The organism is Pseudomonas sp. 8Z (genome assembly GCF_902506535.1).
Taxonomy (GTDB): Bacteria; Pseudomonadota; Gammaproteobacteria; order Pseudomonadales; family Pseudomonadaceae; genus Aquipseudomonas.
The window spans coordinates 1,645,205-1,667,937 of sequence record NZ_LR733827.1; the positions used below are offsets into that span (position 1 = coordinate 1,645,205).

A 22,733-nucleotide genomic window follows, 5' to 3' on the forward strand; every position below is an offset into this window, starting at 1 on the left:
CTGGTACGCCTTAGTCGGGTAACGGCGGCGGGGCGAGGGTGACTGACGCGTTAGTCACCCCCTGTTCTACATGGCGACAAGCAAAGCCAGTAGCCATGCTCTTTCTTGCAGCTTATAGCTATCCCTGCCAGTGATAGATTGGCGCATCTGCGCCGGTCTCCATGCGGATCTGCGCGCAATGGCGCAGCCGTACCAACAGGCGCTTGCCTGCCACGTCTCCACCCGCCAAAGCAGCCAGTTGCGCCAACAGGCGCGGCCCTTCGATCTGCCCGGCATCACGCACTAGTTGCAGGGCCGTTTGCCACAAGCCGTCGCCTACAGTGGTGGCTGCAGGCGTTAGCGCGGCAGGCGGCATGCTCGTCAACGGCGCCCCCTGCACAGCTTGCGCAAGCTGCGCCCAATCTTCGTGATCAAGCTCCAGCGTCAGGTCAACGGGCCAGTCACCTATGCGTCCGCGTATTCGCACCATGTTTTTGCTCCCCCGGTAATGCCGCGCATGCTCCCACGAGCTGAACGAAGCGCCAAGTCGCACTGGTCAGCCGTACAAAAAAACTGTTATAACGTAACACTCTATTTCAACCGTCACGGAGCCACCCATGTGCCGCCTACTGCTCGCCCTCCCCTTCGCCCTGCTGCCCCTGGCTGTCGTCCAGGCCCATGACGACCACGACCATGAACACGGCAGCCTCGGCGCGCACGAGCATGGCGTGGCCAGCCTCAACGTAGCCCTCGACGGTCAGAACCTGGAACTGCAGGTCGACAGCCCGGCGATGAACTTCGTCGGCTTCGAGCATGCCGCCAAGAGCGATGCGGACAAGGCCAAGGTCGCCGCTGCCAAAGCCGAACTGGAGAAACCCATCGAGCTGTTCGGCCTGACCGCTGGCGCCTGCCAGGTGACCCAGCAGGAACTGGAAAGCCCGCTGTTCGGTGGCCACGATCACCACGACGATGATGCTGATGAACACGAGCATGAGCATGCCGACGCTGACGAGCACGAGCACGAGCACGAGCACAGCGATATCGAAGCCAGCTACCAGCTCTCCTGCAAGCAGGTCGACGCCCTCAAGCAACTGGATCTGAGCGAGCTGTTCAAGCGCTTCCCCGCGACTCACAAGGTCAACGTGCAACTGATCGGCCCGAGCGGCCAGCAAGGCGCCGAACTCAGCGCTGCGCAACCGCGCCTGAGCTTCTGACGCCTACCGCCCCTGGCACGAGTGCGTGCCAGGGCTGCAGGACGCGGTTTCGCGCTGAATAACTGCGTAATATCCCTGCACCTGTCAGATGCAGCGCCATCCAAGACGTCCAACGAGTGTGCAATGAGTTCAGCCCTGATCGAACTGTCCGACCTCGGTTTCGCCTGGCCTGGCCAGCCCGAGTTACTCGACATCCCTGCCTTCACCCTGGGACAGGGTGAAGCCCTTTTCCTCAAAGGCCCCAGCGGCAGTGGCAAGACCACCCTGCTGGGCCTGCTCGGCGGCGTGCAGAAGGCCCAGCGCGGGCATATCCGCCTACTCGGCCAGGATCTGGCGGCGCTCTCGGCCAGTGCCCGCGACCGTTTCCGTGTCGACCACACCGGCTACATCTTCCAGCAGTTCAACCTGTTGCCCTTTCTCTCGGTGCGCGAGAACGTCGAGCTGCCCTGCCGCTTCTCGCAGACGCGTGCGCAGCGGGCGATACAGCGCCATGGCAGCGTCGATGCAGCCGCCGTCGGTCTGCTCGAACACCTGGGCCTGCGCGCCGAGTTGCTCGAACGCCGCGCCGACAGCCTGTCCATCGGCCAGCAGCAGCGCGTCGCCGCCGCCCGCGCACTGATCGGCCAACCGGAACTGGTGATCGCCGACGAGCCCACCTCGGCGCTGGACGCCGACGCCCGCGAGGCCTTCCTGCAATTACTGTTCGCCGAATGCCGTGGCGCTGGTGCCAGCCTGCTGTTCGTCAGCCACGACCAGAGCCTGGCTCCCCTGTTCGACCGCAACCTGTCGTTGGCCGAACTCAATCGCGCCGCCAAGCCTGTCGAGGTCTGAGATGCACCTTCTGCGTATCGCCCTGGCCAGCCTGGCCAACCGTCGTTTCACCGCGCTGCTCACCGTATTCGCCATCGCCCTGTCGGTGTGCCTGCTGCTGGCCGTCGAGCGCGTGCGTACCGAGGCGCGCGCCAGCTTCGCCAACACCATCAGCGGCACCGATCTGATCGTCGGCGCCCGCTCCGGCAGCGTGAATCTGCTGCTGTATTCGGTGTTCCGCATCGGCAACGCGACCAACAACATCCGCTGGGATAGCTTCGAGCATTTCGCCAATCACCGGCAGGTGAAGTGGGCCATCCCCATCTCCCTCGGTGACTCGCACCGTGGCTACCGAGTGATGGGCACCAGCACTGCTTATTTCGAGCACTACCGCTACGCCCGCACGCAACCGCTGAAATTGGCGAAGGGCCGGCCGTTCGCCGACGACCCGTTCGAGGTGGTGCTCGGTGCCGAGGTAGCCAGCGCCCTGGGCTACGACCTGGGGCAGAAGATCGTCCTGGCCCACGGCGTGTCCACCATCAGCCTGGTCAAGCATGAGGACAAGCCTTTCACCGTGGTTGGCATCCTCGAACGCACCGGCACACCGGTGGATCGCACCCTGCACATTTCGCTGGCCGGTATGGAGGCGTTGCATATCGACTGGCAGAACGGCATGCCCGCCCGTGGTGATGCGCGCATCAGCGCCGATCAAGCCCGCGCCATGGATCTGCAACCCAAGCAGATCACCGCCTTCATGCTCGGCCTCAACAGCAAGATCGCCACCTTCAGCCTGCAGCGCGAGATCAACGAGTTCCGTGGCGAACCGCTGCTGGCGATCCTCCCTGGCGTGGCCCTGCAGGAACTGTGGAGCCTGATGGGCACCGCCGAGCAGGCACTGTTCGTGGTGTCGTTGTTCGTCGTACTGACCGGCCTGATCGGCATGCTCACGGCGATTCTCACCAGCCTCAACGAACGCCGCCGGGAAATGGCCATCCTCCGTTCGGTCGGCGCACGCCCCTGGCATATCGCCAGCCTGCTGGTGCTGGAAGCCTTCGCCCTGGCCCTGGCCGGCGTGGCCTTCGGCCTGGCCTTGCTGTACCTGGGCATCGCCAGCGCACAAGGCTTCGTGCAGGCCAACTACGGCCTCTATCTAGCCCTAAGTGCACCGACGAGCTACGAGTGGACGCTGCTCGGCGGCATCCTGCTGGCCGCCCTGCTGATGGGCAGCGTGCCAGCCTGGCGCGCCTATCGGCAGTCACTGGCCGACGGCCTGTCGATCCGCCTGTAAGGCAAGAACAGAGCGCCTCGCGTAGACTGCGCGGGCGCTTCTGCAACGAGGTATTTCATGTCCCGCCGCCTGCTTGCCACCCTGCTGCTGACGCTGAGCCTGCCACTGTTCGCTGCCGAGGTACGCGAACTGAACTGGTCCGATCTGATTCCCCCGGACGCTCCGCCCGAGAAGGTCGACCCGACGCCCATCCACGATCTCTCGCAACTGGCCAACACCCTATCCGAGTCTGGCCCTGCGGCCACTCAGCAATCGCCCGCCGCGCCGGTGGTCAAAGCGCTCAATGGTCAGCACATCAAGCTACCCGGCTATATCGTGCCGCTGGACGTGACCGACGAAGGCCGCGTCACCGAGTTTCTCCTGGTGCCCTACTTCGGCGCCTGCATTCACGTACCGCCACCGCCCTCGAACCAAATCGTGCACGTCACCAGCGAACTCGGTGTGATGCTCGATGCGCTGTACCAACCGTTTTGGATCGAAGGCGTGGTCAAGGTGGAACACATGAGCAGCGAACTGGCGGAGGTCGGCTACCAGATGGAAGCGGACAAGATCTACGTCTACGAACTGCCCGACAGTTGAATCTTGCCAGCGAGCGACAGTGACTGACAAAACGCCACACCCCTCCACGCCGATCTATTGAGCCAGGTCAAAAAGCGAATCGTTGCTTGGCTTAGCATTGATTCCAGCCAAGACACTCGACTCGACTGGAGTTCGCTATGTACAAGTCATTGTTCACTGCCTCACTGCTCGCCCTCGCCGTTGCCGCCCCCATGGCGCAGGCTCACCAGGCCGGCGACATCCTCATCCGCGCCGGTGCCATCACCGTCAACCCGGACGCCGACTCCTCCAGCGTCAAGGTCGACCGCGGCGGTCTGGCTGGCGCCAATCTGGGTGGCAAGGCAACCATGAGCAGCGACACTCAGTTGGGTCTGAACTTCGCTTATATGGTCACCGATCACCTGGGTATCGAACTGCTGGCCGCCACGCCATTCGAGCATGACGTGAAGATCAAAGACACTTCACTGGCCGCCGCCAACGGCAAGCTGGGCACCCTCAAGCACCTGCCGCCGACCCTGAGCCTGGTGTACTACCCGCTCGACGCCAAATCGGCCTTCCAGCCGTACGTCGGCGCCGGTATCAACTACACCTGGATCTATGACGAACACGTCGGCAGCGCCGCCAGCGCCAACGGCTTCGACAACTTCCGCGCCAAGAACTCCTGGGGGCTGGCCTGGCAGGTAGGCGCCGACTACATGCTGACCGACAATCTGCTGATCAACGCCCAGGTGCGCTACATCGACATCGACACCACTGCCTATGTCAACAACACCGCCCTTAACGTCCGTGCCAAGGTAGACGTGGACGTCGATCCGTACGTGTACATGGTCGGCCTGGGCTACAAGTTCTAAGCCCTCCCGAAAACCAAGAAGCCGGCAATCGCCGGCTTCTTGCATTCTGGGTGCAGGCCTTGGCCTCAAAGGCCTAGCAGATGCGCCAGCCCTTCGCGCAGCGGCGTCTGCGGCGGCAAGCGATATTGCGTACTGAGTCGGGTGATATCGGCGCGCGAATGACGAATATCCCCGGCACGCGGCGCCAGATGCGTCACCGCAGGCAAGCCGCCACACAGCGCTCCAATCTCGGCCAACAACTGCTTGAGGCTGACCGCCTGGCTCCAGCCGACGTTTACTGGCAGCGGCTCGACCTGCTCGGCCGTGAGCGCCTGCATCAGCAGCGCGACCAGATCGCCGACATAGAAGAAGTCACGGGTCTGCTCACCATCGCCAAACACACTGATCGGCAAGCCCTGCTGCGCGCGCTGAGTGAAGATGCTGATAACCCCGGAGTACGGCGAAGAGGGATCCTGGCGTGGCCCGAAGATATTGAAGAAACGGAACACCGCCGGCTCTAGGCCATGCTGGCGGCGATAGAAGTCCAGGTAGTGCTCACTGCCCAGCTTGTCCGCCGCGTAGGGCGTCAGCGGCGCCTTGGCGGTGTCCTCATCGATGGCGCAACCTTCGCCATTGTTGCCGTAAACAGCGGCGCTGGAGGCGAACAGCACGCGACGTACGCCGTGACGGCGCATGGCTTCGCAGACGTTCAGAGTGCCGATGAAGTTGCTTTGGTGCGTCGCCACCGGGTCATCCACAGAAGCCTGCACCGAAGCGACCGCGGCCAGGTGCGCCACGGCATCGCAGCCGACCACAGCCCGTGCGACCCGCTCGGCATCCGCCACATCACCCTCGATGAACTGCAATTGCGGATTGGCCAACGGCAGATTCTCGCGCTTGCCCATGCTCAGGTTGTCCAGCACACGCACGCGATAGCCTGCGGCCAGCAAAGCATCGACCAGATGCGAGCCAATAAAACCAGCGCCGCCGGTTACGAGAATCTCAGCCATGACGGTAATAGTGATCCAGCAAGCTCGGCAGCCCCGTACGCCAGGCACGCGGTTTGATACCGAAGGTATGAAAAATTTTCTTGCAAGCCAGCACCGCGTGTTGCGGCTCGTCTAATGCGTCAGCACGTGCCGCATGCGCCTGCGCCAGCACCTGCTCTGGCAGGTTGTTGCGATAATGACGCGCCTCACTCAGCACCGCCTGGCCAAGACTCAGCGAAGTGCTCGCCTCATGCCCGCCATAATGATAGGTGCCCCATAGCGGTGACTCGCAATCGAGCTGCTTGAGCACCGCCAGAATGATGCGAGCCGCGTCGTCTACAGGCGTCGGGTTGCCTCGTCGATCGTCGGCCAGATGCAACGCCTCGCCCTGTTCGGCACGCTGCAGGAAGCGCCCAAGCACACCCTCGCGGCTGTCGTCGAGCAACCAGCCGAAGCGCAACAAGACGTGCCGTGGACAATTCGCTCGCACGCTCTGTTCCAGACGCCACAACGCCTGGCCACGCAAGCCAAGCGGCACGGGTTCATCCTTCTCGCTATAAGCCGTGGCGCGCGCACCGTCAAAGACGCGGTAACTGGAGGGTTGCAGCAGCACAATAGCGTGATGCTGACACAGCTCCGCCAGACGCTCGACAGCCCGTTCCTGTGTCTGCAGGCGCGCATCGTCCACCGCGGCGGCCTGGAACCAGTCGAAGTAATAGGCCAGATTGACCAGTGCATCGGGCCGAGTTTCGTCAAGCAATTCGGTAAGGTTGGCGGCATTCCAGCCGCCCTCTGGCGGGCGTGGTGCCAGGAAGCCGATATCGTCCTCGGCACCGAGACGGATCAGCGCTTGCCCCAGGGCACTACCGCCGCCCAGCAGCATCAGGCGCATACGCATGGTGGCTCAGGTGACTCCAGAATTGTTCTGCCTGCCGGTATGGCGGCGATGATGGCCGACATTCTGCTGGTTTTCCCCAAAATCGTCACCCTGCATCGCACACTGCAGCGGATCGGCGTCATGCCCAGCGGCCTGATCGAAGGTTTGCTGCGCCCGCGCGATCTCGGCCACGTTGCACTCCACCCAACGGTCGAGCGCTTTGATCGGATCACTGAGCGAATGTCCCAACGACGTCAGCGAATACTCAACCCGTGGCGGAACCTCCGCGTAGGCCTGGCGCGCCACCAAACCAAAGCGTTCGAGGCGACGAATCGTCTGAATCAGCATTTTTTCCGAAATACCCTCGACACGCCGACGTAATTCGGCAGTACGCAAGGTGCCGCCGTGCGAAAGCGCATGGATCAGCAACAGCGCCCATTTGTCCGCGATCACGGCTAGAACATGGCGCGCCGGGCAAGCGCCACTGAACACATTGCCAGACGAGCCATCATCAGCCATCGAAGGTACTCCAAAACTTACCAAAAGGTGGGTACTTGCCCAGAAGAAAGCAAAGAGTAAGCTCTTTCGCGCTTCTACTCCACTCACGCACAAGGAATCCCGTATGAAGCTGTACTACAAAGCAGGTACCTGCTCGCTCTCGCCGCATATCGCCCTGCGCGAAGCCGGTATCGAATTCGAGATAGAAGCCGTCGACCTGCAAACCAAGCGCACCGCCTCGGGCGCCGATTTCACCCAGATCAACGCAAAGGGCTACATCCCCGCCTTGAAACTGGACAACGGTAAAGTGCTGACCGAAGGCGCAGCAATCGTGCAATACATTGCCGACCTCAAGCCTGAAAGCGGCCTCGCCCCAGCCAACGGCAGCGAAGCGCGCTACGAACTGCAAAGCTGGCTGAGTTTCATATCCAGCGAACTGCACAAGCCCATGGGCAGTATGCTCAACCCGGCGCAAAGCCAGGACTGGAAGGCTGCCACACAAGCACTGCTGAGCAAACGCCTGGACTGGCTGGTCGGCGAACTCGGCGAGCGCGAGTTCCTGCTCGGTGATTGCTTCACCGTGGCTGACGGTTACCTGTTCACCGTCCTCGGCTGGACCGACAGGCTCGGCTTCTCGCTGTCCACGTGGCCAAGCCTGCAGGCCTACCGTGCCCGCATTGGCGCGCGCCCGAAGGTGGTCGAAGCGCTGAAGGCAGAAGGCCTGATCTGAGACCGAAAAGAAAACCCCGAGCTAGCTCGGGGTTTTCGTATCGGCTCGATCGCTTAGAACGGAATATCGTCGTCGAAGCTGTCGTAGTCCGGTGCTGGCTGCTGAGATTGTTGCGGTGCCGGGCGCTCCTGACGCGGAGCCGACTGTTGCGGCTCACGCTGCGGTGCCGGGCGCGACTGACGCGGCGCACCGCCTTCATCGCCACCCGGACGGCCACCGAGCAATTGCATCTGGCCGTTGATGTCCACCACGATCTCGGTGGTGTAACGATCCTGACCATCCTGGCCCTGCCACTTGCGGGTGCGCAGGCTGCCTTCGACATACACCTGCGAGCCCTTGCGCAGGTATTCACCGGCGATTTCCGCCAGACGCCCGAAGAACACCACGCGGTGCCACTCGGTACGCTCCTGCTGCTGACCGGTCTGCTTGTCCTTCCAGCTTTCGGAGGTGGCCAGGGTGATGTTGGTCACGGCGTTGCCGTTGGGCATGTAGCGAGTTTCCGGGTCGCCACCGACGTTACCCACCAGAATGACTTTGTTAACCCCACGGGCCATAACGTTCTCCTACTAGGCTTGGCACGCCGCCGGTGCTGCCGCGATCAGGCGCTCCAGGGACGTACGATCCAGTTGTTGGGTATCCACTTTGATATAGATGGCCGCTTCATCGACCACCACCACGGCGTCCGCCACTCCCGGCGTTGCCTTGAGGCGTTCGACCAGTCCGACATCGGCCAGTGCCGCAGCATCGAGCGGCAGGCGCAGGCTGGTCACATACGGCGGTTCGCGCATAGTAACAGCAATGGCCAGCCAAATCGCACAGAGCAGGGCGCAACCGATGAACACACCGTTCAGACCGACGTGCTGGTACAGCCAGCCGCCAAGGATGCCACCCAGTGCGGCGCCGAGGAACTGACTGGTGGAGTAGACCCCCATCGCCGTGCCCTTGCCACCAGCCGGCGCCACCTTGCTGACCAGCGACGGCAGCGAGGCTTCGAGCAGGTTGAAGGCGGTGAAGAACACCACGATCCCCACTACCAGCATCCGCAGGCTGTGGCCGAGTACGGCAAAATACAGCTCGCAGGCCAGCAACACCGTCACCGCGCCGAGCAGCACACGCTTCATCTGGCGCTTCTTCTCACCGTAGATGATGAACGGCACCATGCCGAAGAAGCCGACCAGCAGTGCGGTGAGGTACACCCACCAATGTTGCTCCTTGGGCAGACCGCCCTGCTCCACCAGCGCCAACGGCAAGGCCACGAAGCTAGCCATGAGCACCGCGTGCAGCGCCAGGATGGCGAAGTCCAGGCGTAGCAGGTCGGCGTGCTTCAAGGTTGGCCACAACGCTTGCGCGGCTACGCCGGACTCCCGGTGCTGCAACGACCCGGCACTCTTCGGCACGATGCCGGCGACGATAACGATGCCCAGCAGCGCCATGCCCGCCGTCACCCAGAACAACCCCGAGAGGCCGAACGCGCGCGTCAGCAACGGGCCGACGACCATGGCCACGGCGAACGACAGGCCGATGCTCATGCCGATCATGGCCATGGCCTTGGTGCGGTGCTGCTCACGGGTCAGATCCGACAATAGCGCCATCACCGCCGCCGAGATGGCACCAGCGCCCTGCAACACGCGCCCGGCGATCACACCCCAGATCGAGTCGGCATTGGCCGCCAGAATGCTACCGGCGACGAAGATCAGCAGCCCGACATAGATCACCGGGCGTCGGCCGATGCGGTCACTGATGATGCCGAAGGGAATTTGCAGCACGGCCTGGGTCAGGCCGTAGGCGCCGATAGCCAGACCGATCAGTGCCGGGGTGCTGCCGGCCAGGTCCATGCCGTAAGTAGCCAACACTGGCAGCACCATGAACATGCCCAGCATGCGGAAGGCAAAAACCAGGGCCAAGCCACCGGCAGCGCGAGTCTCGCTGCCACTCATGCGGTCACTATGGGAATCGTGCATGGAAAATGCCCCATGAAAATCAGCCGCGGATTCTAGCAGCCCTCACCGCGCCGATACAGGCACTCACTTTGCCGCAGGGTGTCGCCTGGCCCTATACTCGACCGTTTTCCGTTCGCCAGGCTCTATTGCGGCCCGCCGCTAGAAACGCCCTGGTGAAACCGTCGACGCAAGTAGCCGATGCTGGCTGCCGCCCGAGCCGCTCACAGGCCATGCAGATGCTTGCGCAACGCAGATCGCTTTAGAGGTTTTTCCGTGGACAAGATCCTGATTCGTGGCGCCCGCACCCATAACCTCAAGAACATCGACCTGACCCTACCTCGCGACAAGCTGATCGTGATTACCGGCCTGTCCGGTTCCGGCAAGTCGTCGCTGGCCTTCGATACGCTCTACGCAGAAGGACAGCGCCGTTACGTCGAATCGCTGTCGGCCTATGCGCGGCAGTTCCTGTCGATGATGGAAAAACCCGACGTCGATACCATCGAAGGGCTTTCCCCGGCCATCTCCATCGAGCAGAAATCCACCTCACACAACCCGCGCTCGACCGTCGGCACCATCACCGAAATCTACGACTACCTGCGCCTGCTCTACGCCCGCGTCGGCACACCGCGCTGCCCGGATCACGACGTGCCGCTGGAGGCGCAAACCGTCAGCCAAATGGTCGATCAGGTACTGGCCCTACCGGAAGGGCGCAAGCTGATGCTGCTCGCCCCGGTCATCCGCGAGCGCAAGGGCGAGCACCTGTCGGTGTTCGAAGAGCTGCGTGCGCAGGGCTTCGTCCGCGCACGGGTCAACGGCAAGCTGCATGAGTTGGACGAGTTGCCCAAGCTGGACAAGCAGAAGAAGCACAGCATTGACGTGGTGGTGGATCGCTTCAAGGTGCGCGAAGACCTGCAGCAGCGCCTAGCCGAATCCTTCGAAACCGCCCTCAGGCTGGCCGACGGCATCGCCCTGATCGCCCCGATGGACGATGAGCCGGGCGACGAGATCATCTTCTCCGCGCGCTTCGCCTGCCCGCACTGCGGCCACTCGATCAGCGAGCTGGAACCCAAGCTGTTCTCCTTCAACAACCCAGCCGGCGCCTGCCCGACCTGTGACGGCCTGGGGGTGAAGCAGTTCTTCGACGTCAAACGCCTGGTCAACGGCGAGCTGACCCTGGCCGAGGGCGCCATTCGCGGCTGGGATCGACGCAACGTCTACTACTTCCAGATGCTTGGCTCGCTGGCCGGCCACTATGGCTTCAGCCTGGAAGTGCCGTTCGACGAGCTGGCCGCCGAGCACCAAAAGGTGATTCTGTTCGGCAGCGGCACGCAGAACGTCGACTTCAAGTACCTCAACGACCGTGGCGACATCGTCAAACGCTCGCACCCCTTCGAAGGCATCGTGCCCAACCTCGAACGGCGTTATCGCGAAACCGAGTCGACCAGCGTGCGCGAGGAGTTGGCCAAGTTCCTCAGCACCCAGCCCTGCCCCGATTGCCGTGGCACCCGCCTGCGTCGTGAGGCACGGCACGTCTGGGTCGGCGAAAAGACCCTGCCCGCCGTCACCGGCCTGCCGGTGGGCGAGGCCTGCGATTACTTTGGCGAGTTGCACCTGACCGGCCGCCGTGGCGAGATCGCCGAGAAGATCCTCAAGGAAATTCGCGAGCGCCTGCAGTTTCTGGTCAACGTCGGCCTCGACTACCTGACCCTCGACCGCAGCGCCGACACCCTGTCCGGCGGCGAGGCTCAACGCATTCGCCTGGCCAGCCAGATCGGCGCCGGCCTGGTCGGCGTCATGTACATCCTCGACGAGCCGTCCATCGGCCTGCACCAGCGCGACAATGAACGCCTGCTGGGCACCCTCACCCACCTGCGCAACCTGGGCAACACGGTAATCGTGGTCGAGCATGACGAGGACGCCATTCGCTTGGCCGACTACGTGGTCGACATCGGCCCTGGTGCCGGCGTACACGGCGGGCAGATCGTCTCCCAGGGTACGCCTGATGAAGTGATGGCTGACCCGCAGTCGCTGACCGGCAGCTACCTGTCCGGGCGCAAGAAGATCCTCTACCCGGAAACCCGCACCCCGCGCGACAAGAAGAAGTCGCTGAAACTCAAGGGCGCGCGCGGCAACAACCTGCGCAAGGTCGACCTGGAGATTCCGGTGGGCCTGCTCACCTGCGTCACCGGTGTGTCCGGCTCGGGCAAGTCGACGCTGATCAACAACACCCTATTTCCCATCACCGCCACCGCGCTCAACGGCGCTACCACCCTGGAAGCCGCCCCGCACGACTCGTTCGACGGCCTGCAGCATCTGGACAAGGTGGTCGATATCGACCAGAGCCCGATTGGCCGCACGCCACGCTCCAACCCGGCCACCTATACCGGCCTGTTCACGCCGATCCGCGAGCTGTTCGCCGGCGTGCCGGAGTCGCGCTCGCGCGGTTACGGGCCTGGGCGCTTCTCCTTCAACGTCAAAGGCGGGCGCTGCGAGGCCTGCCAGGGCGACGGCGTTATCAAGGTGGAGATGCACTTTTTGCCGGACATCTACGTGCCGTGCGACGTGTGCAAGGGCAAGCGTTACAACCGCGAAACCCTGGAAGTGAAGTACAAGGGCAAGAGCATCACCGAAGTGCTGGACATGACCATCGAAGACGCCCGCGCATTCTTCGATGCCGTGCCGGCCATCGCCCGCAAGCTGCAAACGCTGATGGATGTGGGCCTGTCGTATATCAAGCTGGGCCAAAGCGCCACCACCCTGTCCGGCGGCGAGGCGCAGCGGGTCAAGCTGAGCCGCGAGCTGTCCAAACGTGATACCGGCAAGACCCTGTACATCCTCGACGAGCCGACCACCGGCCTGCACTTCGCCGATATCCAGCAACTGCTCGACGTGCTCCATCGTCTACGCGACCACGGCAACACTGTAGTGGTGATCGAGCACAACCTGGACGTGATCAAGACCGCCGACTGGCTGGTGGATCTCGGCCCCGAGGGCGGCTCCAAGGGCGGCATGATCATCGCCACCGGCACCCCGGAAGAAGTGGCGGCCAATCCGGCTTCGCACACCGGGCACTTCCTCAAGCCGTTGCTGGAAAGAGATAGCGGCAAGTAAGAGCCAAACAAAAAGCCAGAGCATTAGCTCTGGCTTTTCCTTGTAGCTTGCCGCTTGCGGCTCACATCTGACTTTGCAGGTACTTCTCCAGCCCCAGCTTGTCGATCAACTGGAGCTGGATCTCCAGCCAGTAGGCGTGGTCTTCCTCGGTGTCCTTGAGCTGAGCCAAGAGAATATCGCGGCTCTGGTAATCCTGGTGCTTCTCGCACAGCTCAATGCCCTTGCTCAGGGCCGCGCGCACTTCATACTCCAGCGCCAGATCCAGCTTCAATGCCTCCGGCACGCTCTGGCCAAACTTGAAGGCATTGGGCGCCATGTCCGGCACGCCCTCGAGGAAAATGATGCGCTTGAGCAGCGCATCGGCATGCTGGGTTTCCTCTTCCATCTCGTGATTGATGCGCTCGTAGAGTTTGCTGAAGCCCCAATCCTCATAGAGCCTCGAGTGGATGAAATACTGGTCGCGCGCGGCCAGCTCACCCTTGAGCAGATTTTTGAGGTAATCGATGACTTCTGTGTGGCCTTTCATACGGGCGATCCCTGTTGCATTTATTAGCAAGGCTCAATGCTCCACCTCACTCGCGCTACGGTCAAGCAAAAGCACAACGCCTCCACGTAGGAGGCGTTGTGTGTCACTCACACCAAACGGTGCGCGTCAGGGTCAGGCCAGATCGAAACGATCCAGATTCATCACCTTGGTCCAGGCGGCAACGAAGTCCTTGACCAACTTCTCTTTGCCATCAGCACTGGCATACACCTCGGCATAGGCACGCAGCACCGAGTTGGAGCCGAACACCAGATCGTTACGGGTAGCCGTGTATTTCACCTGGCCATCCTGACGCGAACGCCCCTCGAACACTTCGCTGCTGCTATCAGTGGCTTTCCACTCGATGCCCATATCCAGCAGGTTGGCGAAGAAATCGTTGGACAGCACGCCGACCTTGTCGGTGAACACGCCATGCTGGCCAGCATCATGGTTGGCACCCAGCACACGCAGACCACCAACTAGCGCGGTCAGCTCCGGCGCAGTCAAGGTCAGCATCTGCGCCTTGTCGACCAGCATCGCCTCGGTCGGCACGCCAAGGTTGCCCTTGCTGTAGTTACGGAAGCCATCTGCGACCGGCTCCAGCACATCGAAGGACTCGATATCGGTCTGGTCCTGACGCGCATCGACACGACCTGCCGCGAACGGCACATCCACCGTCACACCAGCAGCCGTGGCCGCCAGTTCGACACCGACATTACCGGCCAGCACGATCACATCAGCCAGCGATGCCTTACCGGAAGCCTGCTGGATCGCGACCAGTTTCGGCAACACCTGGATTGCCCGCTGGTTGACAGCCCAATCCTTCTGCGGCGCCAAAGCCAGGCGCGCACCGTTGGCGCCACCGCGCTTGTCACCACCACGGAAGGTGGATGCCGAAGCCCAGGCCACGGAGACCAGATCACCAACCGACAGACCGGAGGCAGCAATCTTCGCCTTCAGGTCCGAGATATCGGCAGCACTCGGATTGTGCATAGCAGCCGGCAACGGGTCTTGCCAGATCAGGTCTTCTTGCGGCACCTCCGGGCCGAGGTAACGCGCCTTCGGCCCCATATCGCGGTGAGTCAGCTTGTACCAGGCACGAGCGAATGCATCGGCAAAGGCCTGAGGATCATCCAGGAAGCGCTTGGAGATCTTGCCGAACTCCGGGTCGAAGCGCATGGTCAGGTCAGTGGTGAGCATGGTCGGCTTGTGGAATTTGCCCGGCACATGGGCGTCCGGAATGATCTCCGGCGCGTCTTTGGCTACCCACTGCTTGGCACCGGCAGGCGACTTGGTCAACTCCCACTCGAAACCGAACAGGTTCTCAAAGAAGTTGTTGCTCCATTGGGCCGGCGTCGTCGTCCACGTCACTTCCAGACCACTGGAAACCGTGTCCTTGCCAAAGCCACTACCAAAGTTGCTATTCCATCCCAGGCCCTGCGCTTCGATAGGCGCGGCTTCAGGCTCCGGCCCCTTGTGCGATTCGGGCGCGGCACCATGAGCCTTGCCAAAAGTGTGACCACCAGCAATTAGGGCGACGATTTCCTCGTCATCCATAGCCATACGGTAGAAGGTAGCGCGAATGTCCTTGGCTGCAGCCAAGTAATCGCCGCTGGCATTCGGACCTTCCGGGTTCACGTAGATCAGCCCCATATGGGTCGCGCCAAACGGAGCGCTCAGCTCACGGTCGTCGTTGACCCGCTTGGGATCGACACCCAGCCAGGCAACTTCGGCGCCCCAGTTGACGTCCTGATCCGGTTCCCACACGTCTTCACGACCACCGGCGAAACCGAAAGTACGCAAGCCCATTGACTCCAGCGCGACGTTACCGGCAAGGATGTACAGGTCAGCCCAGGAAATCGACTGGCCATACTTCTGCTTGATCGGCCACAGCAGGCGACGCGACTTGTCGATGTTGACGTTATCCGGCCAGGAGTTGAGCGGCGCAAAACGCTGCTGACCACGACCACCACCGCCACGGCCATCGGTTGTGCGATAGGTACCAGCGGAGTGCCAGGCCATACGGATAAACTGCGGGCCGTAATGCCCAAAGTCGGCAGGCCACCAGTCCTGGCTATCGGTCATCAGCTTGACCAAATCAGCCTTGAGCGCCTGGTAGTCGAGCTTCTTGAAAGCCTCGGCGTAATTGAAGGTTTCATCCAACGGGTTGGAGCGTGCGGAGTGCTGATTCAGCAGATCGACACGTAGCTGGTTGGGCCACCAATCTTTGTTGGTTGTGCCGCCACCAGCGACATGATTGAACGGACACTTACCTTGATTCGACATGGTTCTCTCCTTCTCCTCATCGGGTCGACCCTTGGCCTGCGGCCGACGATGGAACAAGCGTAGTCGCGCTTTCGCGAGAGAACCAATTTATGAACTTCAACAGCTCGATAGCTTTTATCTCTCAATAAAAACAACACCCCGATATAAACGAAAAAACCGGGCACTAGGCCCGGTTTCTTCATACAGCTTGACTTACTCGGCAGCTTCTACCGAACCACCGACCGGACGGTCGACCAGTTCAACGTAAGCCATCGGAGCGTTGTCACCAGCGCGGAAACCGCACTTGAGGATACGCAGGTAGCCGCCGTTACGGGTGGCGTAGCGCTTGCCCAGATCATTGAACAGTTTGCCAACGATAGCTTTCGAACGGGTACGGTCGAAAGCCAGACGACGGTTAGCAACGCTGTCTTCCTTGGCCAGGGTGATCAGCGGCTCGGCAACGCGACGCAGTTCCTTGGCTTTCGGCAGGGTAGTTTTGATCAGCTCGTGCTCGAACAGCGAGACCGCCATGTTCTGGAACATGGCCTTGCGGTGAGCGCTGGTGCGGCTGAGGTGACGGCCACTTTTACGATGACGCATGGTTCAATTCCTTACCAAACTTGTTCGTTCGGTGATGATGACGATCAGGCAGTCGCCTTGTCGTCTTTCTTCAGACTTGCCGGCGGCCAGTTATCGAGGCGCATACCGAGGGACAGACCACGAGAAGCCAGAACGTCCTTGATTTCGGTCAGGGACTTCTTGCCCAGGTTCGGAGTTTTCAACAGTTCTACTTCGGTACGCTGAATCAGGTCGCCGATGTAGTAGATGTTCTCCGCCTTCAGGCAGTTGGCCGAACGCACAGTCAGTTCCAGGTCGTCAACCGGGCGCAGCAGGATCGGATCGATCTCGTCTTCCTGCTCAACCACGACCGGCTCGCTGTCACCTTTGAGATCCACGAACGCGGCCAACTGCTGTTGCAGAATGGTCGCAGCACGACGGATGGCCTCTTCAGGGTCGAGGGTGCCGTTGGTTTCCAGATCAAGAACCAGCTTGTCCAGGTTGGTACGCTGCTCGACACGAGCATTTTCCACCACGTAGGCAACCCGGCGAACAGGGCTGAACGAAGCGTCGAGCTGCAAGCGACCAATGCTGCGGCTCTCGTCTTCATCGCTCTGACGCGCATCAGCCGGCTCGTAACCGCGGCCACGGGCCACGGTGAGCTTCATGTTCAGCGCGCCGTTGTCGGCCAGATTGGCAATCACGTGGTCGCCGTTGACGATTTCGACATCGTGATCCAGCTGAATATCGGCAGCAGTAACGACGCCTGGGCCCTTCTTCGAAAGAGTCAGGGTCACTTCGTCACGACCGTGCAGCTTGATAGCCAGACCTTTAAGGTTCAGGAGGATCTCGATGACATCTTCCTGAACACCTTCGATGGCGGAGTACTCGTGGAGTACGCCGTCGATCTCGGCCTCGACTACTGCACAGCCAGGCATGGAGGACAACAGGATGCGACGCAGCGCGTTGCCCAGGGTATGACCGAAACCACGCTCGAGAGGCTCGAGAGTGATCTTGGCGCGGGTCGGACTGACCTCCTGCACATCAATGTGACGGGGGGTCAGAAACTCATTTACCGAAATCTGCATGGATGCACCTATTTTCTAGCCCTTACTTGGAGTAGAGCTCGACAATCAGGCTCTCGTTGATGTCAGCGGACAGATCGCTACGAGCTGGGACGTTCTTGAACACACCCGACTTCTTCTCGGCGTCTACTTCTACCCACTCAACACGGCCGCGCTGGGCGCAAAGCTCGAGAGCCTGAGCGATGCGCAGCTGGTTCTTCGATTTCTCGCGAACAGCAACGACGTCGCCAGCTTTAACCTGGTAGGACGGTACGTTTACGGTCTGACCGTTGACGCTGATGGCTTTGTGCGAAACCAGCTGACGGGATTCGGCACGAGTAGCGCCGTAACCCATACGGTAAACCACGTTATCCAGACGGCACTCCAGCAGTTGCAGCAGATTTTCGCCGGTGGCGCCCTTCTGGCTAGCAGCTTGCTTGTAGTAACCACTGAACTGACGCTCCAGCACGCCGTAGATACGACGGACTTTCTGCTTCTCACGCAGCTGGGTGCCGTAGTCGGACTGACGACCGCGACGCTGACCGTGGATGCCGGGAGCGGATTCGATGTTGCACTTGGATTCCAGCGCGCGAGCACCACTCTTCAGGAAGAGGTCGGTGCCTTCACGGCGAGACAGTTTGCACTTGGGACCAATGTAACGAGCCATTTCTCACTGTCTCCTGTTTACACGCGACGCTTCTTCGGCGGACGGCACCCGTTGTGCGGGATAGGCGTCACGTCGGTGATGCTGGCGATTTTGTAGCCGCAGGCGTTCAGAGCACGCACAGCGGATTCGCGACCTGGACCTGGACCCTTGACGTTGACGTCGAGGTTCTTCAGACCATATTCCAGAGCAGCCTGACCAGCACGCTCAGCGGCGATCTGGGCAGCGAACGGAGTGGACTTACGCGAGCCGCGGAAACCCGAACCACCGGAGGTAGCCCAGGACAGGGCGTTACCCTGACGGTCGGTAATGGTCACGATAGTGTTATTGAAAGACGCGTGGATATGGGCGATGCCATCAACCACTGTCTTTTTGACTTTTTTACGAGTACGAGCAGCAGGTTTTGCCATGACTAAATTCCTGTCGATTCGCGAATGCGATTACTTGCGGATCGGCTTACGCGGGCCCTTACGGGTGCGAGCGTTGGTCTTGGTGCGCTGACCGCGAACCGGCAGACCTTTACGATGGCGCAGGCCGCGATAGCAACCCAGATCCATCAAGCGCTTGATCTTCATATTCACTTCACGACGCAGATCGCCTTCGGTGTTCACCTTGGCTACTTCGCCACGCAGTTGCTCGATCTGCTCGTCAGTCAGATCTTTGATTTTCGCAGCCGGATTTACGCCGGTAGCGGCACAGATTTTCTGTGCAGTGGTGCGACCAACACCAAAGATGTAGGTCAGCGAGATAACAGTGTGCTTGTTATCCGGAATGTTAACGCCTGCAATACGGGCCATTCAGTGGAACTCCAATTGACAGCTACCTACGCCCCGGAAGCCAAGAAATAGGGCGCGAGATATTAACGCTGTAAAAACAAATAATCAACCCGGCAGCGCACTAGCTGCCGGGCTTATCACGCGTGGTTCACACTCAGCCTTGGCGCTGCTTGTGACGCGGCTCTGCGCTGCAGATCACCCGCACGACACCTTCGCGACGGATAATTTTGCAGTTACGGCACAGCTTTTTCACCGATGCACGAACTTTCATTACCAACTCCTCGAACCTTACGGGTGGATCAGCGGAGCATGCCGCCGCCATAACCCTTCAGGTTAGCTTTCTTCATCAGGGAATCGTACTGGTGAGATACGAGGTGAGACTGCACTTGAGACATAAAGTCCATTACAACCACAACCACGATCAGCAACGAGGTCCCGCCAAGGTAGAACGGAACGTTGGCCGCCACCACCAGAAACTGGGGCAGAAGGCACACGGCCGTCATGTACAGAGCACCGAACAGAGTCAAGCGAGTCAATACGCCATCGATATAGCGCGCCGACTGCTCGCCCGGACGGATACCCGGAATAAAGGCACCGGATTTCTTCAGGTTTTCCGCTACGTCTTTCGGATTGAACATCAGCGCCGTATAGAAGAAGCAGAAGAAAACGATCCCTGCACTAAACAGCAAGATGTTCAACGGCTGACCAGGAGCGATCGCCTGTGCAATGTCCTGCAGCCAGCCCAAACCCTCGGACTGACCGAACCAGGAACCCAGCGAGGCCGGGAACAGCAGAAGGCTGCTGGCGAAAATGGCCGGAATGACGCCCGCCATGTTCACCTTCAACGGCAAGTGGCTAGTCTGCGCAGCGAAGACCTTGCGGCCCTGCTGACGCTTTGCGTAGTGCACCGCGATGCGACGCTGACCACGCTCAATGAACACCACGAAACCGATGATCGCTACCGCCAGCAAACCGATGGCAACCAGAGCGAAGATATTGATATCGCCCTGCCGCGCAGACTCGAAAGACTGCCCAATCGCCCTCGGCAGACCGGCCACGATGCCAGCAAAAATCAGCATCGAGATACCGTTGCCGACACCGCGTTCAGTGATCTGCTCGCCCAGCCACATCATGAACATCGCGCCCGCCACGAAAGTGGTGACCGCCACGAAGTGGAAACCGAAACCGACCGAGAACGCAACGCCTTGGCTAGCCAAGCCAACGGACATGCCGGTAGCCTGAACCAACGCCAAGACGAGAGTGCCGTAGCGGGTGTACTGGCTAATCTTGCGACGGCCAGCCTCACCTTCCTTCTTCAACTGTTCCAGCTGTGGGCTAACAGCGGTCATCAACTGCATGATGATCGATGCCGAGATGTACGGCATGATCCCCAACGCAAAAATGCTCATCCGCTCCAGCGCACCGCCGGAAAACATGTTGAACAAGCTAAGAATGGTCCCCTCATTCTGACGGAACAAATCCGCCAGGCGATCCGGGTTGATACCGGGCACCGGGATGTGTGCGCCTATCCGATAGACGATGATCGCCAGGAACAGAAAACGCAGACGAGCCCAGAGTTCGGACAACCCGCCACCTGCCAACGCAGAGAGAGCACCTTGCTTAGCCATTTATTCCTCGAACTTACCGCCAGCCGCTTCGATAGCCGCACGCGCACCTTTGGTGGCAGCGATACCTTTCAGGGTAACCGCACGGGTAACCTCACCGGACAGCATGACTTTTACACGCTGTACGTGTTGGCCTACCAGATTGGCATCCTTCAGCGCCTGCAGAGTAACAACGTCAGCCTCAACCTTGTTCAGCTCGGAAGTACGGAGTTCCGCACGATCCATCGCCTTCAAAGAGACGAAACCGAATTTCGGCAGACGACGGTGCAGCGGCTGCTGACCACCCTCGAAGCCCGGAGCAATGGAGCCACCGGAACGGGAGGTTTGACCCTTGTGACCACGGCCACCGGTCTTACCCAGACCGCTACCGATGCCACGGCCCGGACGGTGCTTTTCGCGACGGGCACCCGGCGCGGAACGCAGATCGTTCAGTTGCATGATTAACCCTCCACCTTCAGCAGGTAGTAAGCCTTGTTGATCATGCCGCGGTTTTCAGGAGTGTCCTGAACTTCGACGGTGTGACCGATGCGACGCAGGCCCAGGCCCTTGACGCAAGCTTTGTGATTGGCCAGGCGGCCATTGGTGCTCTTGATCAGAGTCACTTTGACGGTGTTAGCCATGGTTAGAGAATCTCCTCGACGCTCTTGCCACGCTTGGCCGCAACGGATTCCGGGGACTGCATGGCTTTCAGACCTTCGAAAGTGGCGTGAACCACGTTTACCGGGTTGGTAGAGCCGTAGCACTTGGCCAGAACGTTCTGCACGCCAGCTACTTCCAGAACGGCACGCATGGCGCCGCCTGCGATGATGCCGGTACCTTCGGAAGCCGGCTGCATGTACACCTTGGAGGCGCCATGAGCGGACTTGACCGGGTACTGCAGCGTGGTGCCGTTCAGGTCAACCTGGATCATGTTGCGACGAGCAGCTTCCATCGCTTTCTGGATCGCAGCCGGCACTTCACGGGACTTACCACGGCCGAAACCGACGCGACCCTTACCATCACCCACCACGGTCAGCGCGGTGAAAGTGAAGATACGGCCACCCTTTACGGTCTTGGCAACGCGGTTAACCTGGACCAGCTTCTCGATATAACCTTCGTCGCGCTTTTGGTCGTTGTTTGCCATAACTTAGAACTCCAGCCCGCCTTCACGAGCAGCATCGGCCAGCGCCTTGACGCGACCGTGGTACTTGAAGCCAGAACGGTCGAATGCAACCTGAGTCACACCAGCGGCTTTCGCACGCTCAGCAACCAGCTGACCTACTTTCTTGGCGGCGTCGACGTTGCCAGTGGCGCCGTCACGCAGTGCTTTGTCCAAGGTAGAGGCGCTGGCCAGAACCTTGCTGCCGTCGGCCGAAATGACCTGGGCATAGATGTGCTGCGAAGAGCGATACACGCACAGACGCACGGCTTCGAGCTCGTGCATTTTCAGGCGTGCTTTGCGAGCGCGACGCAGACGAGTAACTTTTTTGTCGGTCATATCCCAGCCCCTTACTTCTTCTTGGCTTCTTTACGACGGACGACTTCATCCGCGTAACGAACGCCTTTGCCCTTGTACGGCTCAGGACGACGGAAGTCACGGATCTCCGCAGCGACCTGACCCACCAGTTGCTTGTCGATACCCTTAATCAGGATGTCGGTCTGGCTGGGAGTTTCGGCGGTGACGCCTTGCGGCAGTTCGTAGTCGATCGGGTGGGAGTAACCCAGCGCGAGATTCAGCACCTGACCTTTGGCCTGGGCCTTGTAACCTACGCCGACCAGCTGCAGCTTGCGCTCGAAGCCTTGGCTAACACCGATGACCATGTTGTTGACCAGTGCACGGGTCGTACCGGCCATGGCCTTGTTCTGCAGATCGCCATTGCGAGCAGCGAAACGCAGTTCGCCACCTTCCTGGGTCACTTCAACAGAAGGATGAACGGTCAGTTCCAGAGTGCCCTTGGCGCCCTTGACCGAAAGCTGCTGGCCAGCGAGTTTGATCTCGACACCGGCAGGCAGCACGACGGGGTTCTTAGCAACGCGAGACATGCTTATCCCCCCTTAGAACACGGTGCAGAGCACTTCGCCGCCGACACCGGCAGCGCGCGCAGCGCGATCCGTCATCACACCTTTGTTGGTGGAGACGATGGAAACACCGAGACCGCCGCGAACCTTCGGCAGATCATCGACAGACTTGTACTGACGAAGACCTGGACGGCTTACGCGCTTAACTTCCTCGATGACCGGACGGCCTTCGAAGTACTTCAGCTCGATGGAAAGTTGCGGCTTGGCTTCGCCGCTTACTTCGTAACCCGCAATGTAACCTTCGTCCTTCAGAACTTTGGCTACAGCCACCTTCAGAGTGGAAGACGGCATGCTTACGACGGACTTTTCAGCCATCTGGGCATTACGGATACGAGTTAGCATGTCCGCTAACGGGTCCTGCATACTCATGGGCTAG

At 60.7% G+C, this 22,733-nt stretch carries 28 protein-coding genes; 7 read left to right on the forward strand and 21 right to left on the reverse strand.

What is annotated here, in order from left to right; all coding sequences use genetic code 11:
• Positions 1-118: 118 nt before the first annotated feature.
• Positions 119-469 carry a hypothetical protein gene (locus AERO9A_RS20465; protein ID WP_159973743.1) on the reverse strand — a complete coding sequence of 117 codons (351 nt, stop codon included), beginning with the start codon at positions 467-469 and terminating at the stop codon, positions 119-121.
• A gap of 127 nt (positions 470-596) precedes the next feature.
• On the opposite strand from AERO9A_RS20465, the gene AERO9A_RS20470 reads away from it, so the two are divergent.
• From AERO9A_RS20470 to AERO9A_RS20490, 5 genes are all read left to right on the forward strand, one after another.
• Positions 597-1,193: a DUF2796 domain-containing protein gene (locus tag AERO9A_RS20470; protein ID WP_159973744.1), complete on the forward strand. Its 597-nt coding sequence runs from the start codon at positions 597-599 to the stop codon at positions 1,191-1,193.
• Positions 1,194-1,316: 123 nt separating this feature from the next.
• The gene (locus AERO9A_RS20475; protein ID WP_159973745.1) at positions 1,317-2,024 is read left to right on the forward strand and encodes an ABC transporter ATP-binding protein; all 708 of its coding nucleotides are present in this window, start codon (positions 1,317-1,319) and stop codon (positions 2,022-2,024) included.
• A gap of 1 nt (position 2,025) precedes the next feature.
• Positions 2,026-3,291, forward strand: coding sequence for an ABC transporter permease (locus tag AERO9A_RS20480; RefSeq protein ID WP_159973746.1), 1,266 nt, complete (start codon positions 2,026-2,028; stop codon positions 3,289-3,291).
• Positions 3,292-3,348: 57 nt separating this feature from the next.
• Positions 3,349-3,870, forward strand: coding sequence for a DUF3299 domain-containing protein (locus AERO9A_RS20485; RefSeq protein ID WP_159973747.1), 522 nt, complete (start codon positions 3,349-3,351; stop codon positions 3,868-3,870).
• A gap of 137 nt (positions 3,871-4,007) precedes the next feature.
• Complete coding sequence (locus tag AERO9A_RS20490) at positions 4,008-4,700, forward strand: OmpW family protein (RefSeq protein ID WP_159973748.1); 693 nt, start codon at positions 4,008-4,010, stop codon at positions 4,698-4,700.
• Positions 4,701-4,765: 65 nt separating this feature from the next.
• Here the strand turns inward: AERO9A_RS20490 and AERO9A_RS20495 are convergent, their stop codons facing one another.
• From AERO9A_RS20495 to AERO9A_RS20505, 3 genes are read right to left on the reverse strand one after another with little or no spacing between them, the layout of a single operon-like run.
• Complete coding sequence (locus AERO9A_RS20495) at positions 4,766-5,689, reverse strand: NAD-dependent epimerase/dehydratase family protein (protein WP_159973749.1); 924 nt, start codon at positions 5,687-5,689, stop codon at positions 4,766-4,768.
• Positions 5,682-6,566, reverse strand: a complete 885-nt coding sequence (locus AERO9A_RS20500; protein WP_159973750.1) for a sugar nucleotide-binding protein — start codon at positions 6,564-6,566, stop codon at positions 5,682-5,684. The genes AERO9A_RS20495 and AERO9A_RS20500 overlap by 8 nt, the downstream gene beginning before the upstream one ends.
• A gap of 6 nt (positions 6,567-6,572) precedes the next feature.
• A complete protein-coding gene (locus tag AERO9A_RS20505; protein ID WP_256666018.1) occupies positions 6,573-7,151 on the reverse strand; it encodes a helix-turn-helix domain-containing protein in 579 nt (192 codons plus the stop codon).
• Between the two features lie 16 nt (positions 7,152-7,167).
• Between AERO9A_RS20505 and gstA the strand changes: the two genes are divergently transcribed.
• Entirely contained in the window at positions 7,168-7,773 is a 606-nt protein-coding gene (gene gstA, locus AERO9A_RS20510) for a glutathione transferase GstA (protein WP_159973751.1), read from the forward strand.
• 53 nt (positions 7,774-7,826) lie between these two features.
• Here the strand turns inward: gstA and ssb are convergent, their stop codons facing one another.
• Both ssb and AERO9A_RS20520 read right to left on the reverse strand, forming a co-directional pair.
• Positions 7,827-8,327 (reverse strand): single-stranded DNA-binding protein, encoded by a 501-nt coding sequence (gene ssb / locus AERO9A_RS20515; protein WP_159973752.1) that lies wholly within the window; start codon positions 8,325-8,327, stop codon positions 7,827-7,829.
• A gap of 12 nt (positions 8,328-8,339) precedes the next feature.
• Positions 8,340-9,734, reverse strand: coding sequence for an MFS transporter (locus AERO9A_RS20520; protein ID WP_159973753.1), 1,395 nt, complete (start codon positions 9,732-9,734; stop codon positions 8,340-8,342).
• Between the two features lie 252 nt (positions 9,735-9,986).
• Between AERO9A_RS20520 and uvrA the strand changes: the two genes are divergently transcribed.
• Complete coding sequence (gene uvrA / locus AERO9A_RS20525) at positions 9,987-12,824, forward strand: excinuclease ABC subunit UvrA (RefSeq protein ID WP_159973754.1); 2,838 nt, start codon at positions 9,987-9,989, stop codon at positions 12,822-12,824.
• Between the two features lie 61 nt (positions 12,825-12,885).
• Here uvrA and bfr read toward each other — a convergent pair whose 3' ends face one another.
• From bfr to rpsH, 15 genes are all read right to left on the reverse strand, one after another.
• Positions 12,886-13,350 (reverse strand): bacterioferritin, encoded by a 465-nt coding sequence (gene bfr / locus AERO9A_RS20530; protein ID WP_159973755.1) that lies wholly within the window; start codon positions 13,348-13,350, stop codon positions 12,886-12,888.
• A 132-nt stretch (positions 13,351-13,482) separates the two neighbouring features.
• Positions 13,483-15,633, reverse strand: coding sequence for a catalase/peroxidase HPI (katG, locus tag AERO9A_RS20535; RefSeq protein ID WP_159973756.1), 2,151 nt, complete (start codon positions 15,631-15,633; stop codon positions 13,483-13,485).
• A 192-nt stretch (positions 15,634-15,825) separates the two neighbouring features.
• Entirely contained in the window at positions 15,826-16,212 is a 387-nt protein-coding gene (rplQ, locus tag AERO9A_RS20540; RefSeq protein ID WP_003243945.1) for a 50S ribosomal protein L17, read from the reverse strand.
• A 44-nt stretch (positions 16,213-16,256) separates the two neighbouring features.
• The gene (rpoA, locus tag AERO9A_RS20545; RefSeq protein ID WP_159973757.1) at positions 16,257-17,258 is read right to left on the reverse strand and encodes a DNA-directed RNA polymerase subunit alpha; all 1,002 of its coding nucleotides are present in this window, start codon (positions 17,256-17,258) and stop codon (positions 16,257-16,259) included.
• Between the two features lie 22 nt (positions 17,259-17,280).
• Positions 17,281-17,901: a 30S ribosomal protein S4 gene (gene rpsD, locus AERO9A_RS20550; RefSeq protein ID WP_159973758.1), complete on the reverse strand. Its 621-nt coding sequence runs from the start codon at positions 17,899-17,901 to the stop codon at positions 17,281-17,283.
• Positions 17,902-17,918: 17 nt separating this feature from the next.
• Positions 17,919-18,308 (reverse strand): 30S ribosomal protein S11, encoded by a 390-nt coding sequence (rpsK, locus tag AERO9A_RS20555; protein ID WP_003243933.1) that lies wholly within the window; start codon positions 18,306-18,308, stop codon positions 17,919-17,921.
• A 30-nt stretch (positions 18,309-18,338) separates the two neighbouring features.
• A complete protein-coding gene (rpsM, locus tag AERO9A_RS20560; RefSeq protein ID WP_003463275.1) occupies positions 18,339-18,695 on the reverse strand; it encodes a 30S ribosomal protein S13 in 357 nt (118 codons plus the stop codon).
• A gap of 133 nt (positions 18,696-18,828) precedes the next feature.
• Positions 18,829-18,945, reverse strand: a complete 117-nt coding sequence (rpmJ, locus tag AERO9A_RS20565) for a 50S ribosomal protein L36 (RefSeq protein WP_002555468.1) — start codon at positions 18,943-18,945, stop codon at positions 18,829-18,831.
• A gap of 28 nt (positions 18,946-18,973) precedes the next feature.
• The gene (secY, locus tag AERO9A_RS20570) at positions 18,974-20,302 is read right to left on the reverse strand and encodes a preprotein translocase subunit SecY (protein WP_159973759.1); all 1,329 of its coding nucleotides are present in this window, start codon (positions 20,300-20,302) and stop codon (positions 18,974-18,976) included.
• Positions 20,303-20,737 (reverse strand): 50S ribosomal protein L15, encoded by a 435-nt coding sequence (gene rplO, locus AERO9A_RS20575; protein ID WP_159973760.1) that lies wholly within the window; start codon positions 20,735-20,737, stop codon positions 20,303-20,305. It abuts the gene before it with no gap.
• Between the two features lie 2 nt (positions 20,738-20,739).
• Positions 20,740-20,919, reverse strand: a complete 180-nt coding sequence (gene rpmD / locus AERO9A_RS20580) for a 50S ribosomal protein L30 (RefSeq protein WP_159973761.1) — start codon at positions 20,917-20,919, stop codon at positions 20,740-20,742.
• 2 nt (positions 20,920-20,921) lie between these two features.
• On the reverse strand, positions 20,922-21,422 hold the full coding sequence (gene rpsE, locus AERO9A_RS20585; protein ID WP_159973762.1) for a 30S ribosomal protein S5: 501 nt from the start codon (positions 21,420-21,422) through the stop codon (positions 20,922-20,924).
• Between the two features lie 3 nt (positions 21,423-21,425).
• Positions 21,426-21,776 carry a 50S ribosomal protein L18 gene (gene rplR, locus AERO9A_RS20590; protein ID WP_003243919.1) on the reverse strand — a complete coding sequence of 117 codons (351 nt, stop codon included), beginning with the start codon at positions 21,774-21,776 and terminating at the stop codon, positions 21,426-21,428.
• An 11-nt stretch (positions 21,777-21,787) separates the two neighbouring features.
• Positions 21,788-22,321: a 50S ribosomal protein L6 gene (gene rplF / locus AERO9A_RS20595; protein ID WP_159973763.1), complete on the reverse strand. Its 534-nt coding sequence runs from the start codon at positions 22,319-22,321 to the stop codon at positions 21,788-21,790.
• 12 nt (positions 22,322-22,333) lie between these two features.
• Positions 22,334-22,726: a 30S ribosomal protein S8 gene (gene rpsH / locus AERO9A_RS20600; protein ID WP_159973764.1), complete on the reverse strand. Its 393-nt coding sequence runs from the start codon at positions 22,724-22,726 to the stop codon at positions 22,334-22,336.
• Positions 22,727-22,733 lie beyond the last annotated feature (7 nt).